Annotated in this window: 23 protein-coding genes; 6 read left to right on the forward strand and 17 right to left on the reverse strand. The window is 55.7% G+C overall.

Annotated elements, in window-relative coordinates; genetic code table 11:
* Positions 1 to 239: 239 nt before the first annotated feature.
* Entirely contained in the window at positions 240 to 4,001 is a 3,762-nt protein-coding gene (gene recB, locus ACT3TC_RS10665) for an exodeoxyribonuclease V subunit beta (protein WP_444640020.1), read from the forward strand.
* Positions 3,998 to 6,313 carry an exodeoxyribonuclease V subunit alpha gene (recD, locus tag ACT3TC_RS10670; protein ID WP_444640022.1) on the forward strand — a complete coding sequence of 772 codons (2,316 nt, stop codon included), beginning with the start codon at positions 3,998 to 4,000 and terminating at the stop codon, positions 6,311 to 6,313. The genes recB and recD overlap by 4 nt, the downstream gene beginning before the upstream one ends.
* 118 nt (positions 6,314 to 6,431) lie before the next feature.
* On the opposite strand, the gene ACT3TC_RS10675 is transcribed toward recD, so the two are convergent.
* The 6 genes from ACT3TC_RS10675 to ACT3TC_RS10700 form a co-directional block, all read right to left on the reverse strand.
* A complete protein-coding gene (locus ACT3TC_RS10675; protein WP_444640024.1) occupies positions 6,432 to 7,142 on the reverse strand; it encodes a hypothetical protein in 711 nt (236 codons plus the stop codon).
* Positions 7,143 to 7,412: 270 nt separating this feature from the next.
* On the reverse strand, positions 7,413 to 9,263 hold the full coding sequence (locus ACT3TC_RS10680) for a helicase HerA domain-containing protein (RefSeq protein WP_444640025.1): 1,851 nt from the start codon (positions 9,261 to 9,263) through the stop codon (positions 7,413 to 7,415).
* Positions 9,260 to 10,438 (reverse strand): SIR2 family protein, encoded by a 1,179-nt coding sequence (locus ACT3TC_RS10685; RefSeq protein ID WP_444640027.1) that lies wholly within the window; start codon positions 10,436 to 10,438, stop codon positions 9,260 to 9,262. The genes ACT3TC_RS10680 and ACT3TC_RS10685 overlap by 4 nt, the downstream gene beginning before the upstream one ends.
* 111 nt (positions 10,439 to 10,549) lie before the next feature.
* Positions 10,550 to 10,855 (reverse strand): DUF427 domain-containing protein, encoded by a 306-nt coding sequence (locus tag ACT3TC_RS10690; RefSeq protein ID WP_444640028.1) that lies wholly within the window; start codon positions 10,853 to 10,855, stop codon positions 10,550 to 10,552.
* A 150-nt stretch (positions 10,856 to 11,005) separates the two neighbouring features.
* Entirely contained in the window at positions 11,006 to 11,614 is a 609-nt protein-coding gene (locus tag ACT3TC_RS10695; RefSeq protein ID WP_444640029.1) for a glutathione S-transferase family protein, read from the reverse strand.
* A 2-nt stretch (positions 11,615 to 11,616) separates the two neighbouring features.
* Positions 11,617 to 12,825, reverse strand: coding sequence for a YbfB/YjiJ family MFS transporter (locus ACT3TC_RS10700; protein ID WP_444640031.1), 1,209 nt, complete (start codon positions 12,823 to 12,825; stop codon positions 11,617 to 11,619).
* Between the two features lie 152 nt (positions 12,826 to 12,977).
* Here ACT3TC_RS10700 and ACT3TC_RS10705 point away from each other — a divergent pair, with 152 nt between their 5' ends.
* Complete coding sequence (locus ACT3TC_RS10705) at positions 12,978 to 13,871, forward strand: LysR substrate-binding domain-containing protein (RefSeq protein WP_444640032.1); 894 nt, start codon at positions 12,978 to 12,980, stop codon at positions 13,869 to 13,871.
* 27 nt (positions 13,872 to 13,898) lie between these two features.
* On the opposite strand, the gene ACT3TC_RS10710 is transcribed toward ACT3TC_RS10705, so the two are convergent.
* On the reverse strand, positions 13,899 to 14,234 hold the full coding sequence (locus ACT3TC_RS10710; protein ID WP_444640034.1) for a zinc ribbon domain-containing protein YjdM: 336 nt from the start codon (positions 14,232 to 14,234) through the stop codon (positions 13,899 to 13,901).
* Positions 14,235 to 14,333: 99 nt separating this feature from the next.
* Here ACT3TC_RS10710 and ACT3TC_RS10715 point away from each other — a divergent pair, with 99 nt between their 5' ends.
* Positions 14,334 to 14,723 carry an ester cyclase gene (locus ACT3TC_RS10715; protein WP_444640036.1) on the forward strand — a complete coding sequence of 130 codons (390 nt, stop codon included), beginning with the start codon at positions 14,334 to 14,336 and terminating at the stop codon, positions 14,721 to 14,723.
* On the opposite strand, the gene ACT3TC_RS10720 is transcribed toward ACT3TC_RS10715, so the two are convergent.
* From ACT3TC_RS10720 to ACT3TC_RS10730, 3 genes are all read right to left on the reverse strand, one after another.
* Positions 14,711 to 14,920 (reverse strand): hypothetical protein, encoded by a 210-nt coding sequence (locus tag ACT3TC_RS10720; protein WP_444640037.1) that lies wholly within the window; start codon positions 14,918 to 14,920, stop codon positions 14,711 to 14,713. The two genes, ACT3TC_RS10715 and ACT3TC_RS10720, sit on opposite strands and share 13 nt — an antisense overlap.
* A 32-nt stretch (positions 14,921 to 14,952) precedes the next feature.
* Positions 14,953 to 15,465 (reverse strand): GNAT family N-acetyltransferase, encoded by a 513-nt coding sequence (locus ACT3TC_RS10725; RefSeq protein WP_444640039.1) that lies wholly within the window; start codon positions 15,463 to 15,465, stop codon positions 14,953 to 14,955.
* A gap of 76 nt (positions 15,466 to 15,541) precedes the next feature.
* On the reverse strand, positions 15,542 to 16,111 hold the full coding sequence (locus ACT3TC_RS10730; RefSeq protein ID WP_444640040.1) for a pyridoxamine 5'-phosphate oxidase family protein: 570 nt from the start codon (positions 16,109 to 16,111) through the stop codon (positions 15,542 to 15,544).
* A 222-nt stretch (positions 16,112 to 16,333) separates the two neighbouring features.
* Between ACT3TC_RS10730 and ACT3TC_RS10735 the strand changes: the two genes are divergently transcribed.
* The gene (locus tag ACT3TC_RS10735) at positions 16,334 to 16,816 is read left to right on the forward strand and encodes a GlcG/HbpS family heme-binding protein (RefSeq protein ID WP_444640042.1); all 483 of its coding nucleotides are present in this window, start codon (positions 16,334 to 16,336) and stop codon (positions 16,814 to 16,816) included.
* Positions 16,817 to 17,083: 267 nt separating this feature from the next.
* Here ACT3TC_RS10735 and ACT3TC_RS10740 read toward each other — a convergent pair whose 3' ends face one another.
* The 5 genes from ACT3TC_RS10740 to ACT3TC_RS10760 all read right to left on the reverse strand — a co-directional run bounded on the left by ACT3TC_RS10740 (position 17,084) and on the right by ACT3TC_RS10760 (position 20,369).
* Positions 17,084 to 17,479: a nuclear transport factor 2 family protein gene (locus ACT3TC_RS10740; RefSeq protein WP_444640044.1), complete on the reverse strand. Its 396-nt coding sequence runs from the start codon at positions 17,477 to 17,479 to the stop codon at positions 17,084 to 17,086.
* A 294-nt stretch (positions 17,480 to 17,773) separates the two neighbouring features.
* On the reverse strand, positions 17,774 to 18,205 hold the full coding sequence (locus ACT3TC_RS10745) for a GNAT family N-acetyltransferase (RefSeq protein ID WP_444640045.1): 432 nt from the start codon (positions 18,203 to 18,205) through the stop codon (positions 17,774 to 17,776).
* 59 nt (positions 18,206 to 18,264) lie between these two features.
* Complete coding sequence (locus ACT3TC_RS10750) at positions 18,265 to 18,678, reverse strand: NUDIX domain-containing protein (protein WP_444640047.1); 414 nt, start codon at positions 18,676 to 18,678, stop codon at positions 18,265 to 18,267.
* Positions 18,679 to 18,904: 226 nt separating this feature from the next.
* Complete coding sequence (locus ACT3TC_RS10755) at positions 18,905 to 19,225, reverse strand: hypothetical protein (protein WP_444640049.1); 321 nt, start codon at positions 19,223 to 19,225, stop codon at positions 18,905 to 18,907.
* Positions 19,226 to 19,406: 181 nt separating this feature from the next.
* Positions 19,407 to 20,369 carry a LysR family transcriptional regulator gene (locus ACT3TC_RS10760; protein ID WP_444640050.1) on the reverse strand — a complete coding sequence of 321 codons (963 nt, stop codon included), beginning with the start codon at positions 20,367 to 20,369 and terminating at the stop codon, positions 19,407 to 19,409.
* Between the two features lie 115 nt (positions 20,370 to 20,484).
* Between ACT3TC_RS10760 and ACT3TC_RS10765 the strand changes: the two genes are divergently transcribed.
* Entirely contained in the window at positions 20,485 to 21,219 is a 735-nt protein-coding gene (locus ACT3TC_RS10765; protein WP_444640051.1) for an SDR family oxidoreductase, read from the forward strand.
* A 49-nt stretch (positions 21,220 to 21,268) separates the two neighbouring features.
* Here ACT3TC_RS10765 and trpA read toward each other — a convergent pair whose 3' ends face one another.
* On the reverse strand, positions 21,269 to 22,108 hold the full coding sequence (trpA, locus tag ACT3TC_RS10770; RefSeq protein WP_444640052.1) for a tryptophan synthase subunit alpha: 840 nt from the start codon (positions 22,106 to 22,108) through the stop codon (positions 21,269 to 21,271).
* A gap of 56 nt (positions 22,109 to 22,164) precedes the next feature.
* Positions 22,165 to 23,370 carry a tryptophan synthase subunit beta gene (trpB, locus tag ACT3TC_RS10775; protein ID WP_444640054.1) on the reverse strand — a complete coding sequence of 402 codons (1,206 nt, stop codon included), beginning with the start codon at positions 23,368 to 23,370 and terminating at the stop codon, positions 22,165 to 22,167.
* Between the last annotated feature and the right edge of the window lie 67 nt (positions 23,371 to 23,437).

Consider the following 23,437-nt stretch of genomic DNA (forward strand, 5'->3'; position numbering starts at 1 on the left):
CTCATCATCAACGTGAACAGAAGCCGCGGTAGCGTAAACCGGTCGCCCGCAAAGTGGCTAGCCGACAAGATTATCAGGTGATAGCGCTGGCTCCCAGCCCAACCCGCTCGCTTGTGCCTTTTGCTCGCTGCTTTTTGCTCCCTAAGGGTCATCGCGATATAGTTCTCCAGCCGCCTCTATTTGCCCCATCCGGGGCGTGTTGTTTTGTGCCTGCTAGCGCCTGCTCCTGGAGACCAGTGATGAGCCACCCCGCCCCACTCAACCCCTTGAGCTTGCCCTTGCACGGCAGCCGCCTGATCGAAGCCAGCGCCGGTACCGGCAAAACCTTCACCATCGCGCTTTTATACGTGCGCCTGGTATTGGGTGGGCGCAGCAAAGAGGATGACGACGCCTTTATCCGCCCGCTCACGCCGCCGGAAATTCTCGTGGTCACGTTTACCAATGCCGCGACCCAGGAGCTGCGCGAGCGGATTCGTAACCGGCTGGTGGAAGCCGCTGAGATTTTTCGCAGTGATGAAGACGCAGGCGACAAACTGCTGCTTGAGCTGCGCAGTGAGTACCCACCCTCAGCCTGGCCCGCCTGCGCACGGCGCCTGGCACTGGCTGCCGAGTGGATGGACGAAGCCGCCGTTTCCACTATTCACAGCTGGTGCTACCGGATGCTGCGCGAGCACGCTTTCGATAGCGGCAGCCTATTTTCGCTGAACCTGGAGAACGACCAGCGCGAGCTAGAACAAGACGTCGTGCGCGACTACTGGCGCAGCTTTTACTACGCCCTTGAGAGCGATGCGCTGGAAAGCATTGTTAGCTACTGGCAATCCCCCGACGACCTGCACGCCAGCTTGCAACGCCTACTGCCTGAGTGCGACGCGCTGGGCGAACAACGCCCCGAACCTCTGCAAACACTAACGAACTGTCAGGCCGCCCGGGCCGCCAAACTCAGCGCGTTAAAAGCCCCCTGGGCTGCATGGCTGAACGATGTGGTGCCCGCGCTGGAAGAAGCCGCCCAGCAAAAAGCCTTTAAGGGCCAAAGTTTCAACGCCAAAAGCCGCGCCAACTGGCTGGGCGCGCTGCGCGATTGGTGCACCAGCGATGCCGACCGCCCCCAGCTTACCGATGCCGCTTGGCGGCGCATGACGCCTGAGGGCATGGCCGATATCTGGAAAGTGGGCACGCCGCCCTGCCCAGCGGTGTGGGAAGCGCTCGCCCAGCTGCCCGGCGAGCTTAATGCCCTGCCCGAGCCGCGCAACGACCTGCTGATTCACGCAGTGCAGTGGTGCCGCAAGCGTTTGGAGCGCGAGCAGGAGCGCCGCGCTGAAATGGGCCCCAACGACCTGCTCACGCACCTGGACCGCGCCCTGCAAGGCCCCAATAAAGAAGCGCTGGCCGCCCAAATCCAGCGCCAGTTCCCGGTCGCGCTGATTGACGAATTTCAGGACACCGACCCGATTCAGTACCGCATTTTTAACGCGGTATATAATGTCGCATCACCGCGCCGAGACAGTGCCGTGATGCTGATTGGCGACCCCAAGCAGGCCATTTACGCCTTCCGTGGCGCGGATATTTTCACCTACCTGAAAGCCCGCCACGACACCGATGGTCGCCACGTTACGCTGGGCACTAACTTTCGCTCAAGTGCTGCGATGGTCAACGCGGTTAACCACTGCTTTAACTACGCCGACAAGCACGAAGCGGGCGCGTTTTTATTTCGTGAACAAGGCGGCGAGAACCCCTTGCCGTTTTTACCGGTAGATGCCAAAGGCCGCGCCGACCAATGGGTGTTGAACGGCGCGCCGCTGCCCGCCATGACGCTATGGCAAATGGCGGCTGACGAGCCGCTTTCCAAAACCGCCTACCAGCTTGAAATGGCCGAAGGCTGCGCTTCCCACATGACTGCCCTGCTGGAAGCGGGCCGCAAGCGGCAAGCGGGTTTTAAAACCGAGGGCGAACTTACGCCATTAAAACCCTCTGATATGGCGGTGCTGGTGAACGGCCTGCAGGAAGCTCGCGCCATTCGCCTGGCGCTTGCCAGCCGCGGGGTTAAAAGCGTTTATCTATCGGATCACGACAAGGTATTTAGCTCATCTATCGCCCAGCAGGTGGAAACCTGCCTGCGCGCCTGTGCGGAATCCCAGGCCAATTCACGCCAGGCGGAAGCCAAGCTGCGCGCAGCGCTTGCCACGCCGCTGCTAGGCGTGAGCCTTAGCGAGCTTGATCACCTTAACGAGAGCGAGCTGGCCTGGGAGGCCCGAGTAGAGCAGTTCAGCCGTTACCACCGCCTGTGGCAGCGCCAGGGCGTGCTGCCGCTGGTGCGCAAGCTGATGGTGGACTTCGATATTCCTGCCCGGCTGCTTGCGTTGACCGACGGTGAGCGCTTGCTAACCGACTTGCTTCACCTGGGCGAACTGCTTCAGCAGGCAAGCCAGGAACTGGATGGCGAACACGCGCTGATACGCTTTCTGGCGGAAGCGATTGCCGACCCAGAAAGCCACGGCGACAGCCACAAGCTGCGCCTGGAAAGCGATGCGGACCTGGTCAAGGTCGTGACCATCCATAAATCCAAGGGGCTTGAGTACCCGCTGGTATTTCTACCGTTTATTGCCAACCATCGCCCTACTAAAAAAGGCGATGTGCCGCTGCGTTGGCACGATGGCGAAGGCAATTTACAGCTAAGCCTAAGCGCTGATGCAGAAACACTCGCCACCGCCGACCGCGAACGGTTAGGCGAAGACTTACGCAAGCTTTACGTGGCGCTTACCCGCGCCCGCCACGCCACCTGGCTGGGGCTTGCGCCGTTAAAGGATGGCGAAGGCAGCGCCCTGGGTTACCTGCTTAATGGCGGTAACTACATTGCGCCCAACGAGTTCAGCGAAGCGCTTGCCGCGCTGGTCAATAAAAGCGACATAGCCCTGGAGCCAGCGCCAGCCCCTACCGCACTGTGCTTTACGCCCGCCCAGCAGCAAGAAGCCTTGGGGCAAGCCCGCACGCCCACGCGCCCGGCCCGCGAGCAATGGTGGATCGCCAGCTACTCGGCGCTGCGCACCACGGGCGGCATCTCAGGGCTGCTATCAACCGCTGCCCCCACGCCGGAACCCACCACGCCCCAGGAAGCCACCACGTTTGAAGTGCTGGATGAACCGCAAGACCTGCTGCAAGGTTCCCCTCTAACCGGGCAGCCCATGGCGAGTGTAACCACTCACTCCCCATTGCCAACTGACAGCGACCATCCGAGAGCAAACGCAAGCCACCTGCACCGTTTCCCTCGCGGCCCCGGCCCTGGCACCTTTCTACACGGCTTGTTGGAATGGGCAGGCCAGCTGGGCTTTGCCAAGGCGCTTGAAGACACCGCCGCCCGTGAAGACACTCTGCGCCGCCGCCTGCAACTGCGCGGTTGGCAAGCATGGTATGAACCGCTGGCAGGCTGGTTTGAGGATTTGCTCGGCACTCAACTGCCGCTTCCCGGCCAGCAAAGTGCCGTGGCGCTTCAACAGCTAAGCGGTTATCAGGTAGAGCTAGAGTTCTGGTTTGCTGCCCACCAGGTCGATACGCAGGCGCTGGATGCGCTGGTTAGCCAGCACTTACTTCCCGGCCTTGCCCGGCCCGCGCTGGATGCCGATACGCTCAACGGTATGCTCAAAGGCTTTATCGACTTGGCGTTTGAGTTTGATGGGCGCTTTTACGTGCTGGACTGGAAATCCAACTACTTGGGCGCAGACGACAGCGCTTATAGTGCCGAGGCACTGAGTGCCGCGCTGCTTGAAAAACGCTACGACCTACAGGCCGCGCTGTACCTGCTGGCGCTGCACCGGCTGTTAAAAGCCCGCCTGCCCAACTACGACCCGCATGTCCATTTGGGCGGTTCATTGACCGTATTTTTGCGTGGCAGCCGGACGCCTGCACGCGGCGTACACCCCGAACCCGCCCCGGTGGCGCTGATTGAAGCGCTGGATGCGTTATTTGCAGGCACGGCCAACGGCACTGGCCTTAAGGAAACGGCATGAAAGATTCACAAACCCTGGACCTGTTCGGCGAAAACGAGCCTGCGCCTGCCACAACGCGTAACAGCACCCCAGCGCTTGGCCACCAACGGCACCCTGCGCTGAACGATACGGGCACTTTAATGGCGCTTTGCGAGCGCTGGGTCGCCAGAGGCTGGCTACGCGACCTGGACCGCGCGCTGGTCAGCTTCTTCGCCCGCGAGGGAGGCCAGGTGCCGCCGCTGCTTCTGCTGGCCACCGCGCTTGCCAGCCACCAGCTGGGCCGAGGCCATGTGTGCCTGGACTTAAACGCCACGCTGAACGCACCGGATTTCGCTCTTTCGCTACCACCAGAAGGCGATGACCTAAGCGACCCGCCGCCGCTACCCAGCGAGGTATTAGCCACGCTAACGCTTGCCGAGTGGCAGGCCGCGCTTGAGCACCCCACGCTGATCAGCAACGGCCACGGCAACACGCCGCTGGTACGCGCTGACACCCCGCACACCACCCGGCTTTACCTGCGCCGCTACTGGCAGTACGAACAAACCCTGCACCAGGAAATCGCCGCTCGCTTGGCGCTTGAAGAAGGCGCTAAAACGGCAATTGGGCATGAGCCGCTTTCGGTGATTGGTAGTGATGTGCTTGATTCAGGCCTGCTCCAACAAGCCCTGAACACCCTGTTCCCCGACAACGGCACACTGGACTGGCAAAAGGTCGCCTGCGCGCTGGCGGCGCGCAGCCACTTTGCGATTATTACCGGCGGCCCCGGCACCGGCAAAACCACCACCGTCGTGCGCCTGCTCGCCCTGCTGCAAACCCTGCAACTGGCCCATTCGCCCGAGCAAGCGCTACGCATTCGCTTAGCCGCCCCCACCGGCAAAGCCGCCGCCCGCCTCAATGAATCCATCGCCGGGCAAGTAAGTCAGTTGCCTATCGAAGACCTTGCGGCGCTATGGGCGCAGAGTGAATTGTGGGAGCCGAATTCATTCGGCGAAGATTCATGCACTGAACAACTAAGTGCCTCAATCCCCACCGAAGTCACCACCCTACACCGCCTGCTAGGCGCCAGGCCCGATACCCGCCACTTCCGCCACAACCCCAACAATCCGTTGGCGTTGGACGTACTGGTGATCGACGAAGCCTCCATGGTGGATATCGAAATGATGACTGCCGTACTAAGCGCCCTGCCCGCCCACGCCAAGCTGGTGCTGCTGGGTGATAAAGACCAGTTGGCCTCTGTAGAAGCCGGTGCCGTACTCGGCGACTTATGCCGCCGCGCCGAGGCCGCCCACTACACGCCAGAAACCGCCGAGTGGCTTGCCAATCTCACCGGCCACCCGCTGCCCAAAGCGCTAACCTGCCCCAACGGCCAGCCCCTCGACCAGGCGATTACCATGCTGCGGGTAAGCCACCGCTTTGACGCCGCCAGCGGCATTGGCCAGTTGGCCGAGGCGATTAACCAGCCGTTAAGCGCCACGCTTAACGAGCGCGATAAACAGAACGCCGTACACAGCGTCCTGCGCCACGGCTACGCCGACTTGCATCATTTGGTGCTGGGCGGGGAAAATGACAGCGCCCTGGAGCGCCTGGTGGTGACCGGCTCCCCGGAGCGCTTCCCCAATGCCGGTAAAGGCCGCCTTGATAAGAAAACCAATAAGGAGATAGCGCCACCCACGGGCTATCGGCACTACCTTACGGTTTTGGACCAACAACGCCCCAAGGTAACGCTAGCCTTTGAGGAAAACCAAAAGGCCTACGACACCTGGGCCAGCAACGTACTAAACGCCTACGGCTACTTCCAACTGCTCTGCGCGCTACGCAAAGGGCCGTGGGGCGTGGAAGGCTTGAATTTACGTATCGCCAAGGTACTGCGCAGCCACACGCTATTAAGCGCAAGCGATATCGAGCTAGAGAAAGGCTGGTATGAAGGCCGCCCGGTGCTGGTCACGCAAAACGACTACAGCCTGGGGCTAATGAACGGCGATATTGGCATTACGCTAACGGTGCCCGACCCGCGCACTCCGGGGCGGTTATTACATCGAGTCGCCTTTCCCACCAGCGACTCGGAAAAGCCCATCCGCTGGGTACTGCCCTCCCGCCTGCACGCGGTAGAAACCGTATTCGCGATGACGGTACACAAATCCCAAGGCTCGGAGTTTTTGCACACGGCGCTACTGCTACCGCAAACGCCCAACCCGATTCTAACGCGGGAGCTTGTCTACACCGGCATCACCCGCGCCCGCGAATGGCTTACGTTGGTGGAAGCCAAACGGGGGATTTTGAATGATGCGGTGGTTAGGGAGGTGATGCGGGTTAGTGGGATGGAGGTTAATTAAAATTAACACCACCTGCTCTAGCATTGTCAGTTATCGGCCAGAACCGGACGTTCAGTGATAGCTCATATAACGCCTCAAACAGCGGCGCAGCCTCGCTGCGTCCGACTGCTTTGATTTGTTATGCCTCTCTGGCTTGCTTGAAATGCTCTTTTTTCGCTTTTAATGCAGTAACTTTGTTGGCGACAGTCCAGTGAGCCATCTTTCTCTGAGACTCTTCAAATTGAGTTATATGGGACCAGTAATCCCGATGGTGTGCTTTATTAGGTGATTCGATAATGTCTTCAACAATGCGAAATAAGCTTTGAAAGGCTTCTTTATATCGGTACAGGTCGACAACATTAATGGCCTGCACCTTGCTAGTTAAGATTTGGTTTACATTAGAGTTATTGGAGTTTAGCGCCACCTTCCACTGACCATGTGCGATCTTATTTCTGAGGAGGCTAGGATCGTAAACATATTGGTCGATTAACGACTCAATTTTTCTACGTGCGTTAGCAATATGACCACTGCTTTTACCTTGAACTTGCTGGAGAGAGAGCTCAACACACTTTTTCCATGCCTCGACAATATTTCTCTTCCCCCGAGATTTTACCTGCAAAATCTCATTGAGGGTTAAGCCATCAGGTGTGTGAATTACTTTCGAGAATACAGCTTCCGAGAACGCGCAATAAACTTGAGCGAGAAGCTTGGTGTGTATTTCAGCAGTAGCGTCATCGCCGTTAGAATAAGCAGCGTTGATGGTTTTGTTGATGTGTTTCCATGCCTGCTCTAGAACCCTAACGTTCTCTGTCTGGGCGGCAAAAACATCAAGTCTATTTTGTTCTAGCATTCGTCCAATCCAAGGTGGGTAAAAAACACTCGTTGAAAATGCTTTTTACCCACCCGGAATCGAACCGGGATCCCACTCAATGAGTGGTGCCTTTCCAAATTAGACGATAGGTCTACAAGAATTTTCAAACATCTTCCTAGATGTGTCAACTCTCGATTGTAGCATGTCACCTGCAGAGATTTGTTCGGGGCAACATGATGAGGCTGACACTTGCGAACACCGGATCATTGCTTAGGAACGCGCTGACGCTCGAGTATAATAGATAGAAGCCTAGCCCGCCATTCGCCTGGCAACAGCCGCAATTTCATCTTCGGAAAGGCGGTCAAGAGCCCATCCTTTGGCAAATTTTGCCGTTTCTGATTTTGGCAACTGCTCCTGCGATAGATCTCGTATCCGAACCCTCGCAGGCATCGCTGCTCCTTCTCCAACAAATATGGCCTCTTGCTGAGCTAGATTGGGTAGCGCTTTAGTCATGCCCGACAAACCGTCAGGAAGGAAACGGGAGACGTGCTGTTGATCAGCAGCGTTGGTGAGCCTGAGAACAAGCCACGTCCCACACTGAGAAATTACTGTGCTCTCAACATCCGCCGGCCGTTGACTTACTAGCATCAATCCGATGCCATATTTCCGACCTTCGCGGGCAATCCGTCGAATGGCCGTCTGTGCTTCCGCATACTCAGCGTCACCCCTGTCTGGGACATATCTGTGCGCTTCCTCACAGACAAGAACGACGGGGTCCCTTCGCCTTTCTTCAGTTGTTTGGTACACCTTATATTGGAAGAGTAGGCGTGCAAGCATGGCTGCCAAAGGGCCAGCAACTTCATTTGGCAAGCCCGATATATCTAAAATCCGAATGTCCTTATTCGCACCATCTTCGCCCTGAATCTGCCCGACAAGCTGTGCAATAACGTGTTCAAGAGATGGGCTCTGGTCGTCCCAGTCCTTCATCATGAAATGAATGCGGGGGTCACGTCTTAGAACTGAAAGTTTGTCTAAAATTGATCGAAACCCCTCTTTGGAAAGGTCAGTAGCTGACTTTGATTTCGTTTTGCCACCAGTTGCATTGACGGCCTGGGCATATTTAATGTGTTTAATGAGCTCATCCATTGAAAATGGTCGAGGCTTGTCGCTGTCGAATTCGACGATTTCGTCCTGAGTGATACCTTTCTTAGGCCGAGGAGCATCGATCTCTAATCCATCGTCGGGGACGTCGGCACCATACTCAGACGGAGCGGCGTCAACTAATCCTGCAGCCACCATCCGCGCATGGGTTAATGCCTTATATATGATATTATTTTGAGAAGTTGCTTCATGTTCCGTCTTGCCTATCGCAAGAAGTCGAAACTCATCTGCGCTCATAAGCCAGAACGGAAGGCTAATTGGGGAGCCAGTCGTTTCCTCGTTCCCAAGAGGGTCATATGCTCGGTACACCATTGCACGGTTCCTAAAGGCCGTTCCGTATTCGCCATGGGGGTCGATTACCAATATCCTCGGATGGCTAGTCGTATCCGGCTCAGGAACATGATCCAGCATGCTGTGCAGTAATGCAGCAACAGCACCGGACTTCCCAGAACCAGTTGAGCCAAGCACCGCACAGTGCATTCCGAACATGCTATCGACATTGGCTCGGCATGAAGTATTGTCGGCCCCTACGTAATGCCCAAAAGGAACAAGGGAACTAGTTGCTTCATTCTTCTGGCCTTCTGCTGCCGAGTATATATGAGTCGTTTCTTCGCGCGTGAGTAGATGAACGCCCTGGCGTGGCAGCGGATAAGTCGTGATGCCTCGAACGAAATGTAACGATTGGTCAGCAGGTTTCCACACACCCTCCGCAAATAACTCTACCTCCATTAAGCGCTGATCAGCGTCAGGGGTTATGGGCCTATTGCTCTCTAGCAGCTCCTCAGATCTCATTCGTAATAGGGTTACGAATCCAAACACGAGCCGCCGCCCGAAATGGACCTTCACAATGCTGCCGATTTGTCCAATCGGATAGACCCGTCCTTCGTAGGTTCTTGTCAGTTCAGTGACATCTCCCGAAAGCTCTATTCGGATTGATGTTCCTGACACCTCAACTATGTGACCAATTCTCAAATCCGTAACAAGATCAAATGTGCTCATAGGGCGCACGCCTCCGCTCCGGAGTTTAGAATTTTCGTGACTCCAGAAAATGTCCACCAGTCGCGTTTTTTTGGAGCGGTAGGAGGTGCATAAGGACCTTCAGCGCCCACGTAAATACCATCTGCGGTTACAACATAGACCCTTTTACCCCAGCCGCTATTTCGCCACGCATCAAGAGTTGGATTTAATTTTTCCGAAAATGCCACGAGCGTAGTCTTGTTCTCAGAACGCTGTAACGCAAGCTCCATTTCCTGGTTGATATGTTCATCCCCGAAGCTGTACCCACAAGTGAAAAACACATTTTCATCTCGGGCGCTCAGAGCTCTACGCAATAGATCGAACTGGGCTGCAAAAGGATCTCTTTGAGTGGCAAGGTACTTGGTCGATTGAGGGTAAATCAGGACCCTTGACGACTTCTCTGGGTATACATCTCCATCGCGGACTCTCCAAACTCGGTCATCGCTGGCTAGGTGCCAATCTATTGAGCCATGAAGTTTGATCACATGGGCGCGGTCCCCGAAGTTCGGCTCGTCATCACCATATCGGTGGCAACGATAAGCAACCGCCCCGCCCGAAAAACCATCCCAATAGGAAAAACAACCAAGAGCCAGTGCATCTTCGATCAGAGTGTCGTAGTTGGTTGTGAACAATTTCACCGCACGTCGACGTTCTGCGATTCCAGCTTGGCTTCTGTCGAACAGAGCCGAAACAAAAGCTGCGTGATCGTCCACGACAACTATCCTGTTGTCACTTGTTCCGATTTCTTCCGGCGTGCCATCTGGCTTAGAAGGCTTGAAGCCCCATCTTATTGTTTCAGCAATCCAAGAGAGAATTCTCTGGTGGAGCTGATCAAGCTCCCCTACGGAGAGTTTGATGTCTTCAAAATCAATCGACTTGTCTTTGGATCTATCAGCAATTGCCCGAAGGTCTCCTAGCTGACTCAGGATGTGCTCGATATGAGCAGAGTCATCTAGCTGGTCCTTAACATGTTCAAGAATCTTAAAGTCATCCTTTTCTCCGTCGTCGTCTGCCCTTGCGAATATCCGTTCAGTTAACGGCCACATTAGTGGAATTCCTGCATTCAGGCTAATGCCTGCCCCGAATAGCCAGGATTGATTGCCTGCTGCCAACAGATTGTCGAGCTGAGCCAGAGAGTCTTTTGACGTTGCATCCATTTAGCTTACAGTTCTCCTCAAATTTTTATTTGCCGCCGAACAGGTCTTGGACTGCGCTCATATATCGACTTGAACGCGCTTACCGGCATGTCCGCTCAGGATCGAAAGACGTCACTTATCAATTGACTCATAAGATCCGATCCCGCCCGCCATAAACTCAGCCGACTGCTCATAACTCCAAGCAACACCCTGAATCTTACCCAGCGAAAAACATACTGTATGCCCTTTAAAAGGGCGATAAGTCATGGTTTCTGAAACGCTGAAAAAGTCGTCTACCGGCATGTTTTTGCATGAAAAGTAGTGGCGTGGCAGATAGTCGCGTTCGCGGGGGGGGGGGCAGCCGTCCGTAGAGCCGGCCAGCAGAATGCCGTTGGCCTGACCTTGTATGAGCTGCTTGGTAAGGTGAACCGTTGGCAAGCATTCTGCATCGTGTGTTCCCTGCGGCGTTTTTCGCTCTAATATTCCGAGACTAGCAGTTAACTTAGATTAATCCCATCGCGGCGGATTAGTTTTTAGTCGGTAGCGTTGGCGTTGCAGTGGCCTTTTCCCTTCGTCGCTGGATCATCGTTAAGATGTGGTAAACGCAGTCGCCTGAAAGCTCGAACGTGTGATCACACCCTGGTGCCACGAAGCAAGCGGTCGATAGGTTTCCTGCCACGCCACCTCCGGTAATCTGAAAGCGAGGTAATCCAACGCGACAACAGCGGCGATATCACCGAGGCTAAGGGTCGAAGCCATTGGCGCTTCGCCAAGCTCCCGGTTCAATTGTTCGAGCAGCCGTTGAATGGCCCGCAAGCGCCGTGCTCCCAACACGCTGTTGTCGATCTCATTGCCGTTGTGCTTTCTGGCAATCACCGTCGTAAACGCCGCTTCCATGAGGTTTTGGCCCAACCCCGCTAGGTGCATCACCTCCGCTAAGTGAGACGTTGGCAACATGGGTTTCTCCGGGTAAGCGCTATCCAGGTAAACAGCTATCAGCATTGATTCGCTGAGCGTGGTGCCTTCCTCGGTGACTAGCGCAGGAATACGCCCGGCAGGGTTGGCCTTGAGCAGTGCGGGGTCGTCTGCCCAAGGGTCACACCATTTCAGCGTAACGGCGTCGCTCAGGCCTTTTTCCAGTAGCACGATGCGCACCAGGCGCGCATAGGGCGATGTGGCGTTCAAGTAGAGTTCCATTATTATCTCCTGTTTTGAGCAGTAAGCGCCGCGTTGCGCTGCTGCCAACCACGGCTAAGCAGTACCAGAAAAAAGCCAGCGACGAGCATGAGGCCGCTGATGGCGAACAGTGGCGAGTAAGTGCCCCAAACGCCATAGAGTGCCGACATGGCATAGCCAGCCACTGCTTGGGCAGCAGCAAAAGCGGCGGTGGCTTGCCCCCAGATTTTCTTGTGGGCGGTTGGCCCTACCAGCTCAGCAAGGCGGCCCGAGGTGAGTGCGACAATGCCGGGGATCATCGCCCCTACCATAAAAGAGGAAACGGATTGGCTGATCAGTGCTAGCGAGAACACCGGCAACAGGACAGCGGCAGCCTTCGCTACAAAAGCAATCGCCAAACCATAATGCCAACCTGCTCGCTGCGCCAGGGCGCCGACCATGAGCGGCCCGCACACGGCACCTAAACCGAAGATCCCCCACTGAAATGAAGCGGCCTGGTTACCTAGCGCGTTTTCCCTGGCGAGATAATCCACCCAGAATACCGTATGGGGCACAAACCCAACCGCATCCAGGGCATACGCACTAATGACCAGCCACACGACGACCTTTACCCCCGAATACTCCCTGGATTTATTGGCCGTTGGGCTGGCCGTGGCAGGTAACGCCAGCCGAGTGATGCCGTGATCGCATAAAAGCCCCGCCATAATGCAGAGCAGCCCCAACGCGCCCCACGTAAACGCGAGACTTAATTCAAGCAGCAACGGCACGATGAAGGCTGAAAGCAGAGCGCCCAGGCCAATCCCCGTAAACACCATGGCACCGACACGGGTTCGCCTTTCTGTGGGCGTGGCCGCCAACGCCAGCGAAGGGCCAACCACCATTAAGATGGCGCCCGCAATGCCCGACACCAAGCGCCAGAAGAAGAACCAGGTGAAACCGCCCTCCCCAGCGCAAAGCACAAAGCTTAAAGCGATACCTGCAAAGCTTGCCGCCATTACGTGGCGCGTAGAAAAGCGCTCACTCAGGGAGTGGGCGACAAGCGCGCCGATAAAGTAGCCCAGCAGGTTGGCGGCCCCCAGGTAGGCGCCCTGGCTTGCGGTAAACCAACCCTCCTGAATAATCACCGGTAATAATGGCGTGTAGGCAAAGCGAGCAATGCCGATCCCCGCCAGGGTCGCCATTATGCCGGTCATCAGGGCGGGCAAATTGTGGGAAGTAAATGTTCGGCTCATCAGGTTGTGTCCTTGTTGTGCCGCCTTTCGGGCAAGTGGGCAGCGCGGTACTGCACAGTCAGACTACGCGCGAGGAACTATTTCTAGAAACGATTTGTTTTGATAGTTACTATCTTTTTTTGAGATAACGCTGGCTTGGCAGAAAGGTGAGTATGCAGCTTAAATCATTGCGACTATTTATGGCGGTGGCCGAGACAGGCAGCTTCGTGGCAGCGGCAAAACGCTTGCACACGGTGCAATCCAACGTGACGACTCACATCAAGAAACTTGAGGAGGAGTTAGGCGTACAGCTGTTTCATCGTGCGGGACGTGTTCGCCCGACAAGCGCTGGGTTGGCGCTAGTGGAGTACGCTGAGCGCATGTTGACGGCCCATGATGAAGCGGTATCGCTGTTTAAGGGCCAGGAGAAGGCGTGTGGGCGGCTACGGATAGGCGCCATGGAAACCACGACGGCATTGCGCCTTCCCCCGATACTTGCGGCGTATCACGCAGCGCAGCCTGATGTTGATATCCAGCTCAAGACCGGGCCAACGGCTGAGCTGGTCGAGTTGCTGCTAAATGGCCAGGTGGACTGTGCCTTCGTGGCTGGGCGGCTTGAGCATAGCCGCTACCACATGCTTAAAGCATTCAGCGAGGAGCTTGTTCTGGTGGGCGCAACGCCCATGACGACGATGCCCTCTTCACAAGCGCTGCTGGCGTCTGCCTTCATGGCGTTTCGCCAAGGGTGCAGCTACCGCCAGCGTATCGAGCTATTGCTGGCGTCCTATGGCGTCAATGCGGGCCGGATATTCGAGTTTGGCTCGCTGGATGCGATGCTGGGCTGCGTCGCTGCCGGGATGGGCTATACGGTATTACCGCGTGGAACGGTTGACGCTCACCAGCACCGGTTCGGGATTCACACACTGGCTCTGCCCACTTCTATTGCCCATATCGATACCTATTTTGTCGCCCCCGAACCGGAAACCTGGACGCCTGCCCTGGCAAGCTTTGCTGAAACATTGTGTGACGCAGTGGTGGTGGATGAGCCTCAGCTTACGGCGTCGTGATGTGGATAGAGGAATTCCGGCTCTTATTCAGGCCTTTTTCACAAAATGAGCGGTTACCATCATGTCGCCTGCACCATCGACCTTGCAGTCCAGTTGGTGGTCCTTGCTATCCACGAGCCGCTTGATAACGGCTTTGGTGCCTACCTTGAGTACCAGTGAGCTACCTTTGACCTTGAGGTCTTTGACCATCGTTACCTTGTCGCCTTCCGCTAACAGCGTGCCGTGGGCATCTTTTACCGTCACGGTGTCTTCTGCCTCAGCCTCAGAAGGGCTCCATTCGTGGGCGCACTCGGGGCAGATGAACAGGCTTTGATCCTGATAGACGAATTCAGATTGGCAATGGGGGCAAGGTGGGCACGACATGAATGATGACTTCTGTGGCTTGGTTTAGGCTACTTATGATACTGAGCCTGTGTACCCTTGGCGAATATCTTCACGCCAGCCCAGGAAAAGAGAGCCAGGATGAACAAACGTGACTTGGAAGCGGCGTACCGTGATTACATCACCTGCCTCAATCATCAGGACTGGGCGAGCCTTGGCCAGTTCGTGCATGACGACGCCCACCACAACGGCAGGCGCCTAGGGCTTGATGGTTATCGTGCCATGCTAGAAGACGATTATGAGCAAATACCCGATCTTCACTTCAATATTGAGCTTTTGGCCGTTGATTCACCCCATGTTGCGTGCAGACTGCGATTCGATGTAACTCCGAAAGGTAGCTTCCTCGGCCTTGCGGTGGATGGCAAAAAGGTGGCTTTTTGCGAGAACGCGTTCTACCTCTTCCGTGATAATAAGATTCAGGAAGTCTGGTCGGTGATCGACAAGACCGCGATAGAAGCTCAGCTGGATTGAGGCTCCAAATGCCATCCTTGTTCGGCTGCCTGCAGGTTGTCTGTCAGGGCAAGGTTTTCCAGAAACGCATCACCATGGGAGACCAACGCTTGTGCCGATGGCAGGCCAAGCCGGTAATCCACGGCCACCACAATCATATCCTGCTCAAACGCTAGCGGGCGCGCGTCAAACACCGAGAGATCGCCAGTGCCAAACACGTAAGAGCTGCCGTCATACCCTTTGCGCGCATTTATTGACGCACCACAAATGATTGATAGGTAACGCCATCAAGCTCCTTCATGCCCTCATCCAACATGCCAATTTTAATAGCGACTTGGATGGACCCCACGTTGTCAGCATCGATATCAGCAACAACACGGCGAAGTGCGAGTGTTTCAAGCGCATGCTTTAGCACCGGCGTGGCCGCCTCGGTCGCAAAGCCTTTTCCCCACGCTTTTCGATTGAACCGCCAACCGATTTCAACTTCAGGCCCGACGCCATCGTAGGGAATTAAAAGAATCCAGCCGAGAAATTGATCAGGACGCTCGCGTAAGAACACGGACCAGTAGCCGAGCCCCTCTCCGAAATCAGTTTCTATTCGCTCACGTACGAAGTTCTCGTGCCGTTTAGGGTTAGACCATGGGCCTTTAACGAACTTCGTCACCTCGGGGTCGCGATCCATTTCCAAGCAGGCTGAAAGGTCTTCGTGCGTCCGTGGTCGCACTTTAAGACGAGCGGTATCAAAGGTGGGTAAGGTCGTCATTTTCGCTCCGATTGGATTCATTCTTCGGTGCCCGAGGGTACCAACCCCGCATTTAAAAGCAGCGGATGTGCGGCCATTACGGCACCAGCCACTGCCCTGCCCAACCATCACCACGCGAGAATACGGCACGGCGGTGGCGCTGCCCCAAGTGCAGCGCTTCTATCGCTTGAACGTCCATCCTCAACACTGCAAAAGCGTTTTCGTCCGGCGTTTTGGTGTAATCCAGTGAAGCCGCAATCGGTTCGCCCGGCGCCAGCCCGCTGCTATAGGCGCTACGGGCGTGTTCCGGCAGGCTTTGCCACTGCTCGCTTACGGCTTCGCCGGTCAGAATGCTGACGCTGACTTCTATGCGTATTTGCAGCTGCTCAGCAGCATCCCATACGTGCAGCGCGACCATAGGGTTAGCGCGAAGAGCGCTGATCTTTCCTGAGTGAATATCGGTGTAGACAGCAAGCGTTGCCACCTGCTTATCAGCGCTGCGGTGTACTACCGTGCGGGCTTGCGGCAAGCCGCTTTCGCTAACGGTGGCCAAGGTGAGGTAACGCGCCGGTGCGTGGCGGTCGCTGACACCTTGGGTCAGGCGCGCCCAAAGGTGGTCATGCAGTAGCGGTAGTTCTTCTGCCCAGAAGTGGGGGTTCAACGCCATGGGGCACCTTTAAAAGTAATGGCTGAAAAGGCAGCGTCACTGAATAGCTGCTGGGCTTATAGCATGCGACGAAAGCCCTCAGCGTCAGCACGCCCCCTAACGCGTTCGGCCTGCATAGGTGCTCTTGAGAGCACACAAAGTAATTTAAACTTTGAATATTTATTAAACATTGCTATAGGTTAAGAGCATCAATATGAATATTAATTTTACCGAGGACGTAAAATGATTCGTAATCTTACTTTGGCTGCCGTGTTGATGGCTCCTGTTTCCGTTATGGCGCAAGATCTTCCAACAGCGCCTTATTTGCCGCTCGACATGAGCCTGGCTGCTGCGCAGACTGCGTTGGATGCCTGCTCTGCCGAAGGCCACAATGTCAGCGTTGCTATCGCTGCTCGTAGCGGTGAAACGAAAGTGCTGTTACGCGCCGACAATGCTGGGCCGCATACCATCAACAGTAGCATAGGCAAGGCCTTCACTTCGGCCAGCATGGGGCGTGACACCGCTGGCCTGGCCGGATTTATCGGTGGCAATCCGGGGAATGATGGGATGCACAACATGGATACCAGGATGGTGGTTCAGGCAGGCGGTCTGCCGATACGAATCAATGGTGAGCTGGTCGGCGGTATTGGTGTAGGTGGTGCACCATCGGGCGATATCGACGCGTCTTGCGCCCGTGCCGGGCTCGATGAGATCGGTGCCGAGTAATTTATTTGTGTAATTCGGTGGGTTCCTCCCCACTTTCAGCGTCTCGCTTTCACGCATCATCCCGCCAAGGCGGTAATGCCAGTCCGTTAAGTCTGACTGGCATTTTCCTATCCGGATATTTTTGCAGTCATGCACTAACAACCCGTCGGTATAGCCTTACTTGTCTATCTGATAATTAAATGAGTAGTTGCTTTAAAACAAGGCACACCCTATCGCTCCATGCCACCCGCATTATGATGTGCCTAACTCTACACACGCTGATTAAGACTACTGGTTAAGCTCAGGCGTTAATATCCACTCTGCACTGTCGTTCCATACATCCATGCGTGTGATTTTGCCCTCACGCACTTCATACCGGTCCAAATAGCGGTTGCCTGCAAAAGGACGTCCATCTGGCCATTCTCCGTATAACGTACCGTTGGAGTAGACAACGATGTGATCCTCGTGAACCGTCCAATCAAACTGCCCGAGCGCTTTTTTAACCCACGCATAACGTCCAGCATTAAAGTGGGTAATGGCGTGCGGGGTTTCCATGGCGCGGCCACCGGTGAAAACAATAACGACATCGGGGGCCATATAGGTGGCCGCAAGCTCTGGGTCAGGTGCCATAGAGGCTTCCAGGAAGTTACTGACAATGTTTACAGCGCTCTGTGCATCAGACATAAATATGTTCCTGTAGACGTTGAAGATCGTTGTAAAAAGCTGCGTCTATATAGTGCGACGCCTTCTATAGAAAGCATATTTCAGTGCAATACTAAAAATATTTTTGTTATTAGCGGGCTGAACGCACCTATTCCCGCTTCGTAAACCGACGTGAATTAACCCAGCCTGAAAGAGTGCTGCGCGGGCGGCTTCACCCACCCTAAACTGGGAGACTAAAAAGCAGGTAGCGCCATCTCTGAATGGTTGCAGCAAATTCGGCTATCCATACTCGGCCAAACCAAGGCACTCAGAGTTCTAGGCGTTCGGCCCGGCGCCGTTGATAAACGAGTAGAGCGCGATATCGGTACGAAACTCCCAGCCCAGGTTGCTCCAGAAGCGTTTACCGGCTTCGTTTTCTACCAGAATCATCAAGTGGGATTTTTGGATGCCTTCATTTTTAAGCGCTTCCAGGCAAAGCGCCACCAGCTGTGAGCCGACACCCATGTTGCGGTGTGAAGCCGCGACTGCCAGGTGTTGAATAAAGCCCCGGTGGCTATCATGGCCGCTCATAATCGTGCCCACTACGCCTCCCTCTGCTTCCGCCACAAAGCTTAAACCGGGGTTACGCTGCAAATAACGGGCAACGCCTTCGCGGGAATCCGCATCGCGCAACCGCACGCCTTCGGTACTCAACCATAGCGCCACGGCGGCGTCGTAATCTTCAATCGTCATGGGGCGGTAGTGCATGTTGATCTCTCAGTACGGCGTAAAGGTATTCAGTTGCAACTCACGGTAACGTTATCGCCTCAACGTGACGATGAAAGTGCGCTAAGCAGCGCAGCATGGGTAGCGCACCATGTATGAATCGACTGCACATAACCGGCTGGCAGGTTGTGGGGCAAGTCATCAACCGGAAAGGTATCAATTCGGGAATGTTCGTGACTCACCTTTGGGTTGAAGTCGCTCACAAGACGACAGCCGTAGGTGACGATGAATACATGCTTTTGGGGAATGACCTCAAACAGGTAACTATCGATAATTTCCTGACCCACGACCTTTACGTCCAGCTCTTCCTCGAACTCTCGCTCCAGGCACTCTGACGATACTTCACCTATCTCGATACGCCCACCAGGCAGCTCCCACTCATCGCGGTCGTTGAGCGCCAGTACGACCTTGTTGGCGGGCAAGAGTAATACCCCTTTTATAGATACCGGATACATGGTTTCCCTTATCTTTCACAAGTGAATAGCCAAGAGCATATGTCGCTACGCGTCCCAATGCGTTTACAACGTGCTATTCAAACAGGATATGCCAATCCGCCTACATACCGCGCGCCAGAGTTGAAGCCAGACCGTTACACCGCCTGTGCCGGTCCGCTTTGAAAGGCTGGATCGTAACGAAAGTGCTTAGACGGGTGCCCTCCCGCCTTGTCACGTTGAAGCGTTACTACATCCCCAAACCAATGCCCAACCGCAGCGCTTGCAGACCATCAAACTGGACGCTTACCTCATCGGAAAACACGGGGTGGCCTTCTACGGTTAGGTCCAGCTCCGCTTGGGCGCCACGATAAGTAACGCTTACCGTAAGATTTGCAGAGCTGCTAATGGGCGCCAGCACACCGTACTCAACGTTATCGACGCTGACCGCAGAAAGGCCACGGTTATCCAGCTGTTGCTGGACTGCCTGTTTAACGGCATGGCCGTAATAGAAGTACACCCCGGTATAGCCCAGCGCCAGCACTACTATCAGTGTAAAGAGTTTTCGCATTATGGCCTCGTGATTAAAGAATTGGGTAGTTGCCACCATGGCAATGCCATCATCTTCCATCCGCATGGTGTGATAGCTCGTGTACTCGGGGATTATCAAACGACCTGATATAAGAAGCAGAAACAATTAGGCAAACGCTTATCCCAACAGGTACAACCATAGATTCAGGCAGCCCCATAGTTTATAGATTATCCAGCGACACCGTCACCGCTTTATCTTTTTCGCCTCGGCGCTCTTCCACAAGTTTGGCAAGCTCATCACCTTCATCAAACACGCTGACCACCCAGTCGATAAATACTCTGACGCGGGAGGATAACTGACGGTTGCTTGGGTACAGAATGGAAACGGGTGATCCTGTGGGTGGATTGGCGGGCAGGACTTCGATCAACTGGCCCGTTCGTAGATCATCTTCTGCGTGGTAACGGGGCACCTGAATGATGCCGAGCCCTAGTCGCGCGGCCGCGTAATAGCTTTCTGCCGCACTCGTGGTCACGTTGGCAGGCAACGTTACATATTCAACTTTTCCGCCATTAGTGAACTCAAGAGGCAGCGTCTGGCCTGCACGGCTGGAGTGAAAGCCCACCATCGTGTGCCCGCCAAGCTCGGCCACGGAATGCGGCGTTCCGTACTTGGCCAGGTATCCGGGCGAGGCGACCGTGACTTCATCAAGTGTAGTGATTCGCCGGGAGTGCATATCGCTGTCCTGGGGCATACCGACGCGCAATGCGCAGTCGATGCCCTCACCTACTAGATCGACCAGACGATCACCCTCGCTCATGTGAAGCTCCAAAGCTGGGTAGGTGTTAAGAAACGCGGGTAGCTTCGGCAATATAAAATGGCGGGCTAGCGTGCCGTGAACGTCTACCCGCAGTACGCCTTTGGGTTTGGCATTCACTAGCGCGCCTTCCGCCTCCTCAACCTGGGCCAAAATACTCAAACAGCGGTGATAGTAAGCGTCGCCATCCCGCGTTGGGTGCACCGAGCGCGTGGTACGTTGCAACAGCCTTACGCCAAGGCGTGCCTCCAGTGTTTTGATGGCCTCGGTCAGCGTTGAGCGGGAAATACTCAGGTCTTGCGCGGCGTGAGTAAAGCTTCGCCTTTCGACGATACGCGTAAACGCGTGCATCGTATCAAGTCGGTCCATTGTTCACGGTTTCCGAATAGTGATGACAGGTTAAGCCTGATTATAGAGCACGCTTTGTCTTTTATGCTGCATACGTCAGGTATTCACCGACTCCCTACGCAGAAGGAGAAACACGATGGCAGAACAGAAAATTGCGCTTGTAACGGGTGGTTCCCGGGGGATTGGGGCAGCTATTTCCAAACAGCTGGCGCGCGATGGCTTTACGGTGATCGTCAACTACGCAGGCAATGCAGAAGCCGCTGACCACGTGGTTCAAGAGATTGAGTCGGCGGGTGGTAAAGCGCAGGCTATTCAAGCTGATATAGCCGATGCCCAAGCGGTGCGTCAGCTTTTTGACACCCTTGAAACGCAGTGGGGCCGTATTGATGTGCTGGTCAATAACGCAGGCATCATGAAGCTTGCACCGCTTGCTCAGGTGGAGGAGAACGCGGTGGATGCTCAGATTGATACCAATCTGAAAGGCTCGATCAATACCATGCGCGAAGCGGCCAACCGCCTGAGAGACGGTGGCCGGATTATTAACCTATCGACCAGCGTTGTCGGGTTGAAACTTGAAACCTACGCGGTCTACGCCGCCACCAAAGCCGCCGTTGAGACCTTAACCGCGATTCTTGCCAAAGAGCTGCGTGGCCGCTCGATCACCGTCAATGCCGTGGCGCCCGGCCCTACCGCGACAGATCTGTTTCTTGAGGGTAAATCTGACGAACTGGTCGAGCGGATGGCCAAGATGCCGCCATTGGAGCGACTTGGCCAACCGGACGATATCGCAAGCGTCGTGGCTTTTCTCGCCTCGCCTGAAGGCGGCTGGATTAACGGCCAAACCCTGCGTGCCAATGGCGGCATCGTTTAACCGTTTCTTAATGACCTGGTTTAAACAACCTGGTTTTAATTAGCTTGTTTTAACTGACTTGCGGCTCGCCCAGCTCGCGGCACTCCCTAACGCTTTCAGCCAGTGCGCGGGCAAGATCATGCACTGCTTTAACGGCTTCATCAGGCGTTGCGGCGTGCTCGATGCAATCTACCAACGCGGAGCCAACCACTACCGCATCGCTGAACCGGCCAATAATGGCGGCTTGTTCCGGGGTGCGAATACCAAAGCCAACGGCGATGGGAAGCTGGGTGTGTTCGCGTAGCTGGCTGACTGAGCGCTCAAGTTTTTCGGGCGTGGGTGCGCTGCCGCCGGTAACGCCTGCCACCGAAACGTAGTAGATAAACCCGGAGGCGTTACCCAGCACTTTGGGTAGGCGTTTGGTGTCCGTGGTGGGCGTGGCCAGGCGGATAAAGTCGATGCCGTGCTGGGCGGCGGGCTGGCAAAGCTCGTCGTCGTGCTCTGGGGGCAGGTCGACCACAATCAGGCCATCTACGCCGGCGCTAGCGGCATCAGTTAAGAAGCGCTCTACGCCATAGCGGTAAATGGGGTTGTAGTAGCCCATTAGCACGATGGGCGTAGTGGTATCTTTTTCGCGAAAGGTACGCACCATCTCCAGCGTTTTAGCTTGGGTCTGGCCTTCTTTTAGGGCGCGCAGCGCGGCTTTTTGGATCGCGGGGCCATCGGCCATGGGGTCGCTGAACGGCATACCCAGCTCAATCACGTCCACACCGGCAGCGGGCAGGCCCTCAAGAATGCGTTGCGATGTCGCCATATCTGGGTCGCCTGCGGTGAGATAACTCACCAGCGCCGGGCGGTTTTCGGTTTTGAGCGCGGCAAAGCGTGCTGCAAGACGCGAGTTGGGATTCATGGAAGTCTCCTTATGTGCGCTCTGGTGAATAGATTCGCTCTTTTGAACAGATGCGCTCATTTGAATTTTTCTCCCAGGTAGTGGGCTACGCTCATCATATCTTTGTCACCGCGCCCGCTCAGGTTAACCACCATCAGGTGGTCGCTGGGGAGTTTCGGTGCCCGCTTGGCGACTTCGGCCAACGCGTGGGCCGTTTCAAGGGCGGGGATGATCCCCTCCAGACGGCAGCACGTCTGAAAGGCTTCAAGCGCTTCATCGTCGGTGGCCGATACATATTCAACGCGCCCCTGCTCGTGCAACCACGCGTGTTCCGGGCCGATGCCGGGGTAATCCAGGCCCGCCGAAATCGAATGGGCATCAATAATCTGGCCGTCCTCATCCTGCAACAGATAGGTACGGTTACCGTGAAGCACGCCCGGCGCACCGCCGTTGAGGCTTGCCGCATGCTGGCCGCTTTCAACGCCCTTGCCGCCTGCTTCAACGCCAATCATCTCGACTGAGGCATCGTTCAGGAATGGGTGGAACAGTCCCATGGCGTTGGAGCCGCCACCAATACAAGCCACTAGCGAATCCGGCAGGCGGCCCTCTTTTTCCTGCATTTGCGCGCGGGTTTCGTGACCAATCACCGCCTGGAAGTCACGTACCATGGCGGGATACGGGTGCGGCCCGGCCACAGTGCCGATAATATAGAAGGTGTCATCCACGTTGGTGACCCAATCGCGCAGCGCTTCGTTCATGGCATCTTTCAGCGTACCAGTGCCGGAAGTGACCGGGATCACTTCAGCGCCCAGCAGCTTCATGCGAAACACGTTGGGCTGCTGGCGCTCGATATCCGTTGAGCCCATGTAAATCACGCAGGACAAACCAAACCGCGCCGCCACCGTGGCCGTAGCCACGCCGTGCATACCGGCGCCGGTTTCAGCGATGATGCGCTTTTTGCCCATGCGCTTGGCCAGCAGCACCTGGCCGATGCAGTTATTAATCTTGTGCGCGCCGGTATGGTTTAGCTCTTCACGCTTGAGATAAATCTTTGCGCCGCCAAAGTGCTCGGTCAGCCGCTCGGCAAAATAGAGCGGGTTGGGGCGCCCTACGTAGTCGCTTTGAAAGTAGGCGAGCTGGCGCTGGAATTCGGGGTCGTCTTTAGCAGCGTCGTATTCGGCTTGCAGCTCAAGAATCAGCGGCATCAGCGTTTCGGCAACAAAACGGCCGCCGAATTGGCCAAACAGGCCGTTAATATCAGGCTGGATCGCAGGTTGGTTCATGATGACCTCTCAAAGCGGAGTAACAGTTGCATTGAAAGTAGCGCAAGCAGGCGGGGATAAAAATCGA

The organism is Halomonas sp. AOP27-A1-41 (genome assembly GCF_052378605.1).
GTDB lineage: Bacteria > Pseudomonadota > Gammaproteobacteria > Pseudomonadales > Halomonadaceae > Vreelandella > Vreelandella citrativorans.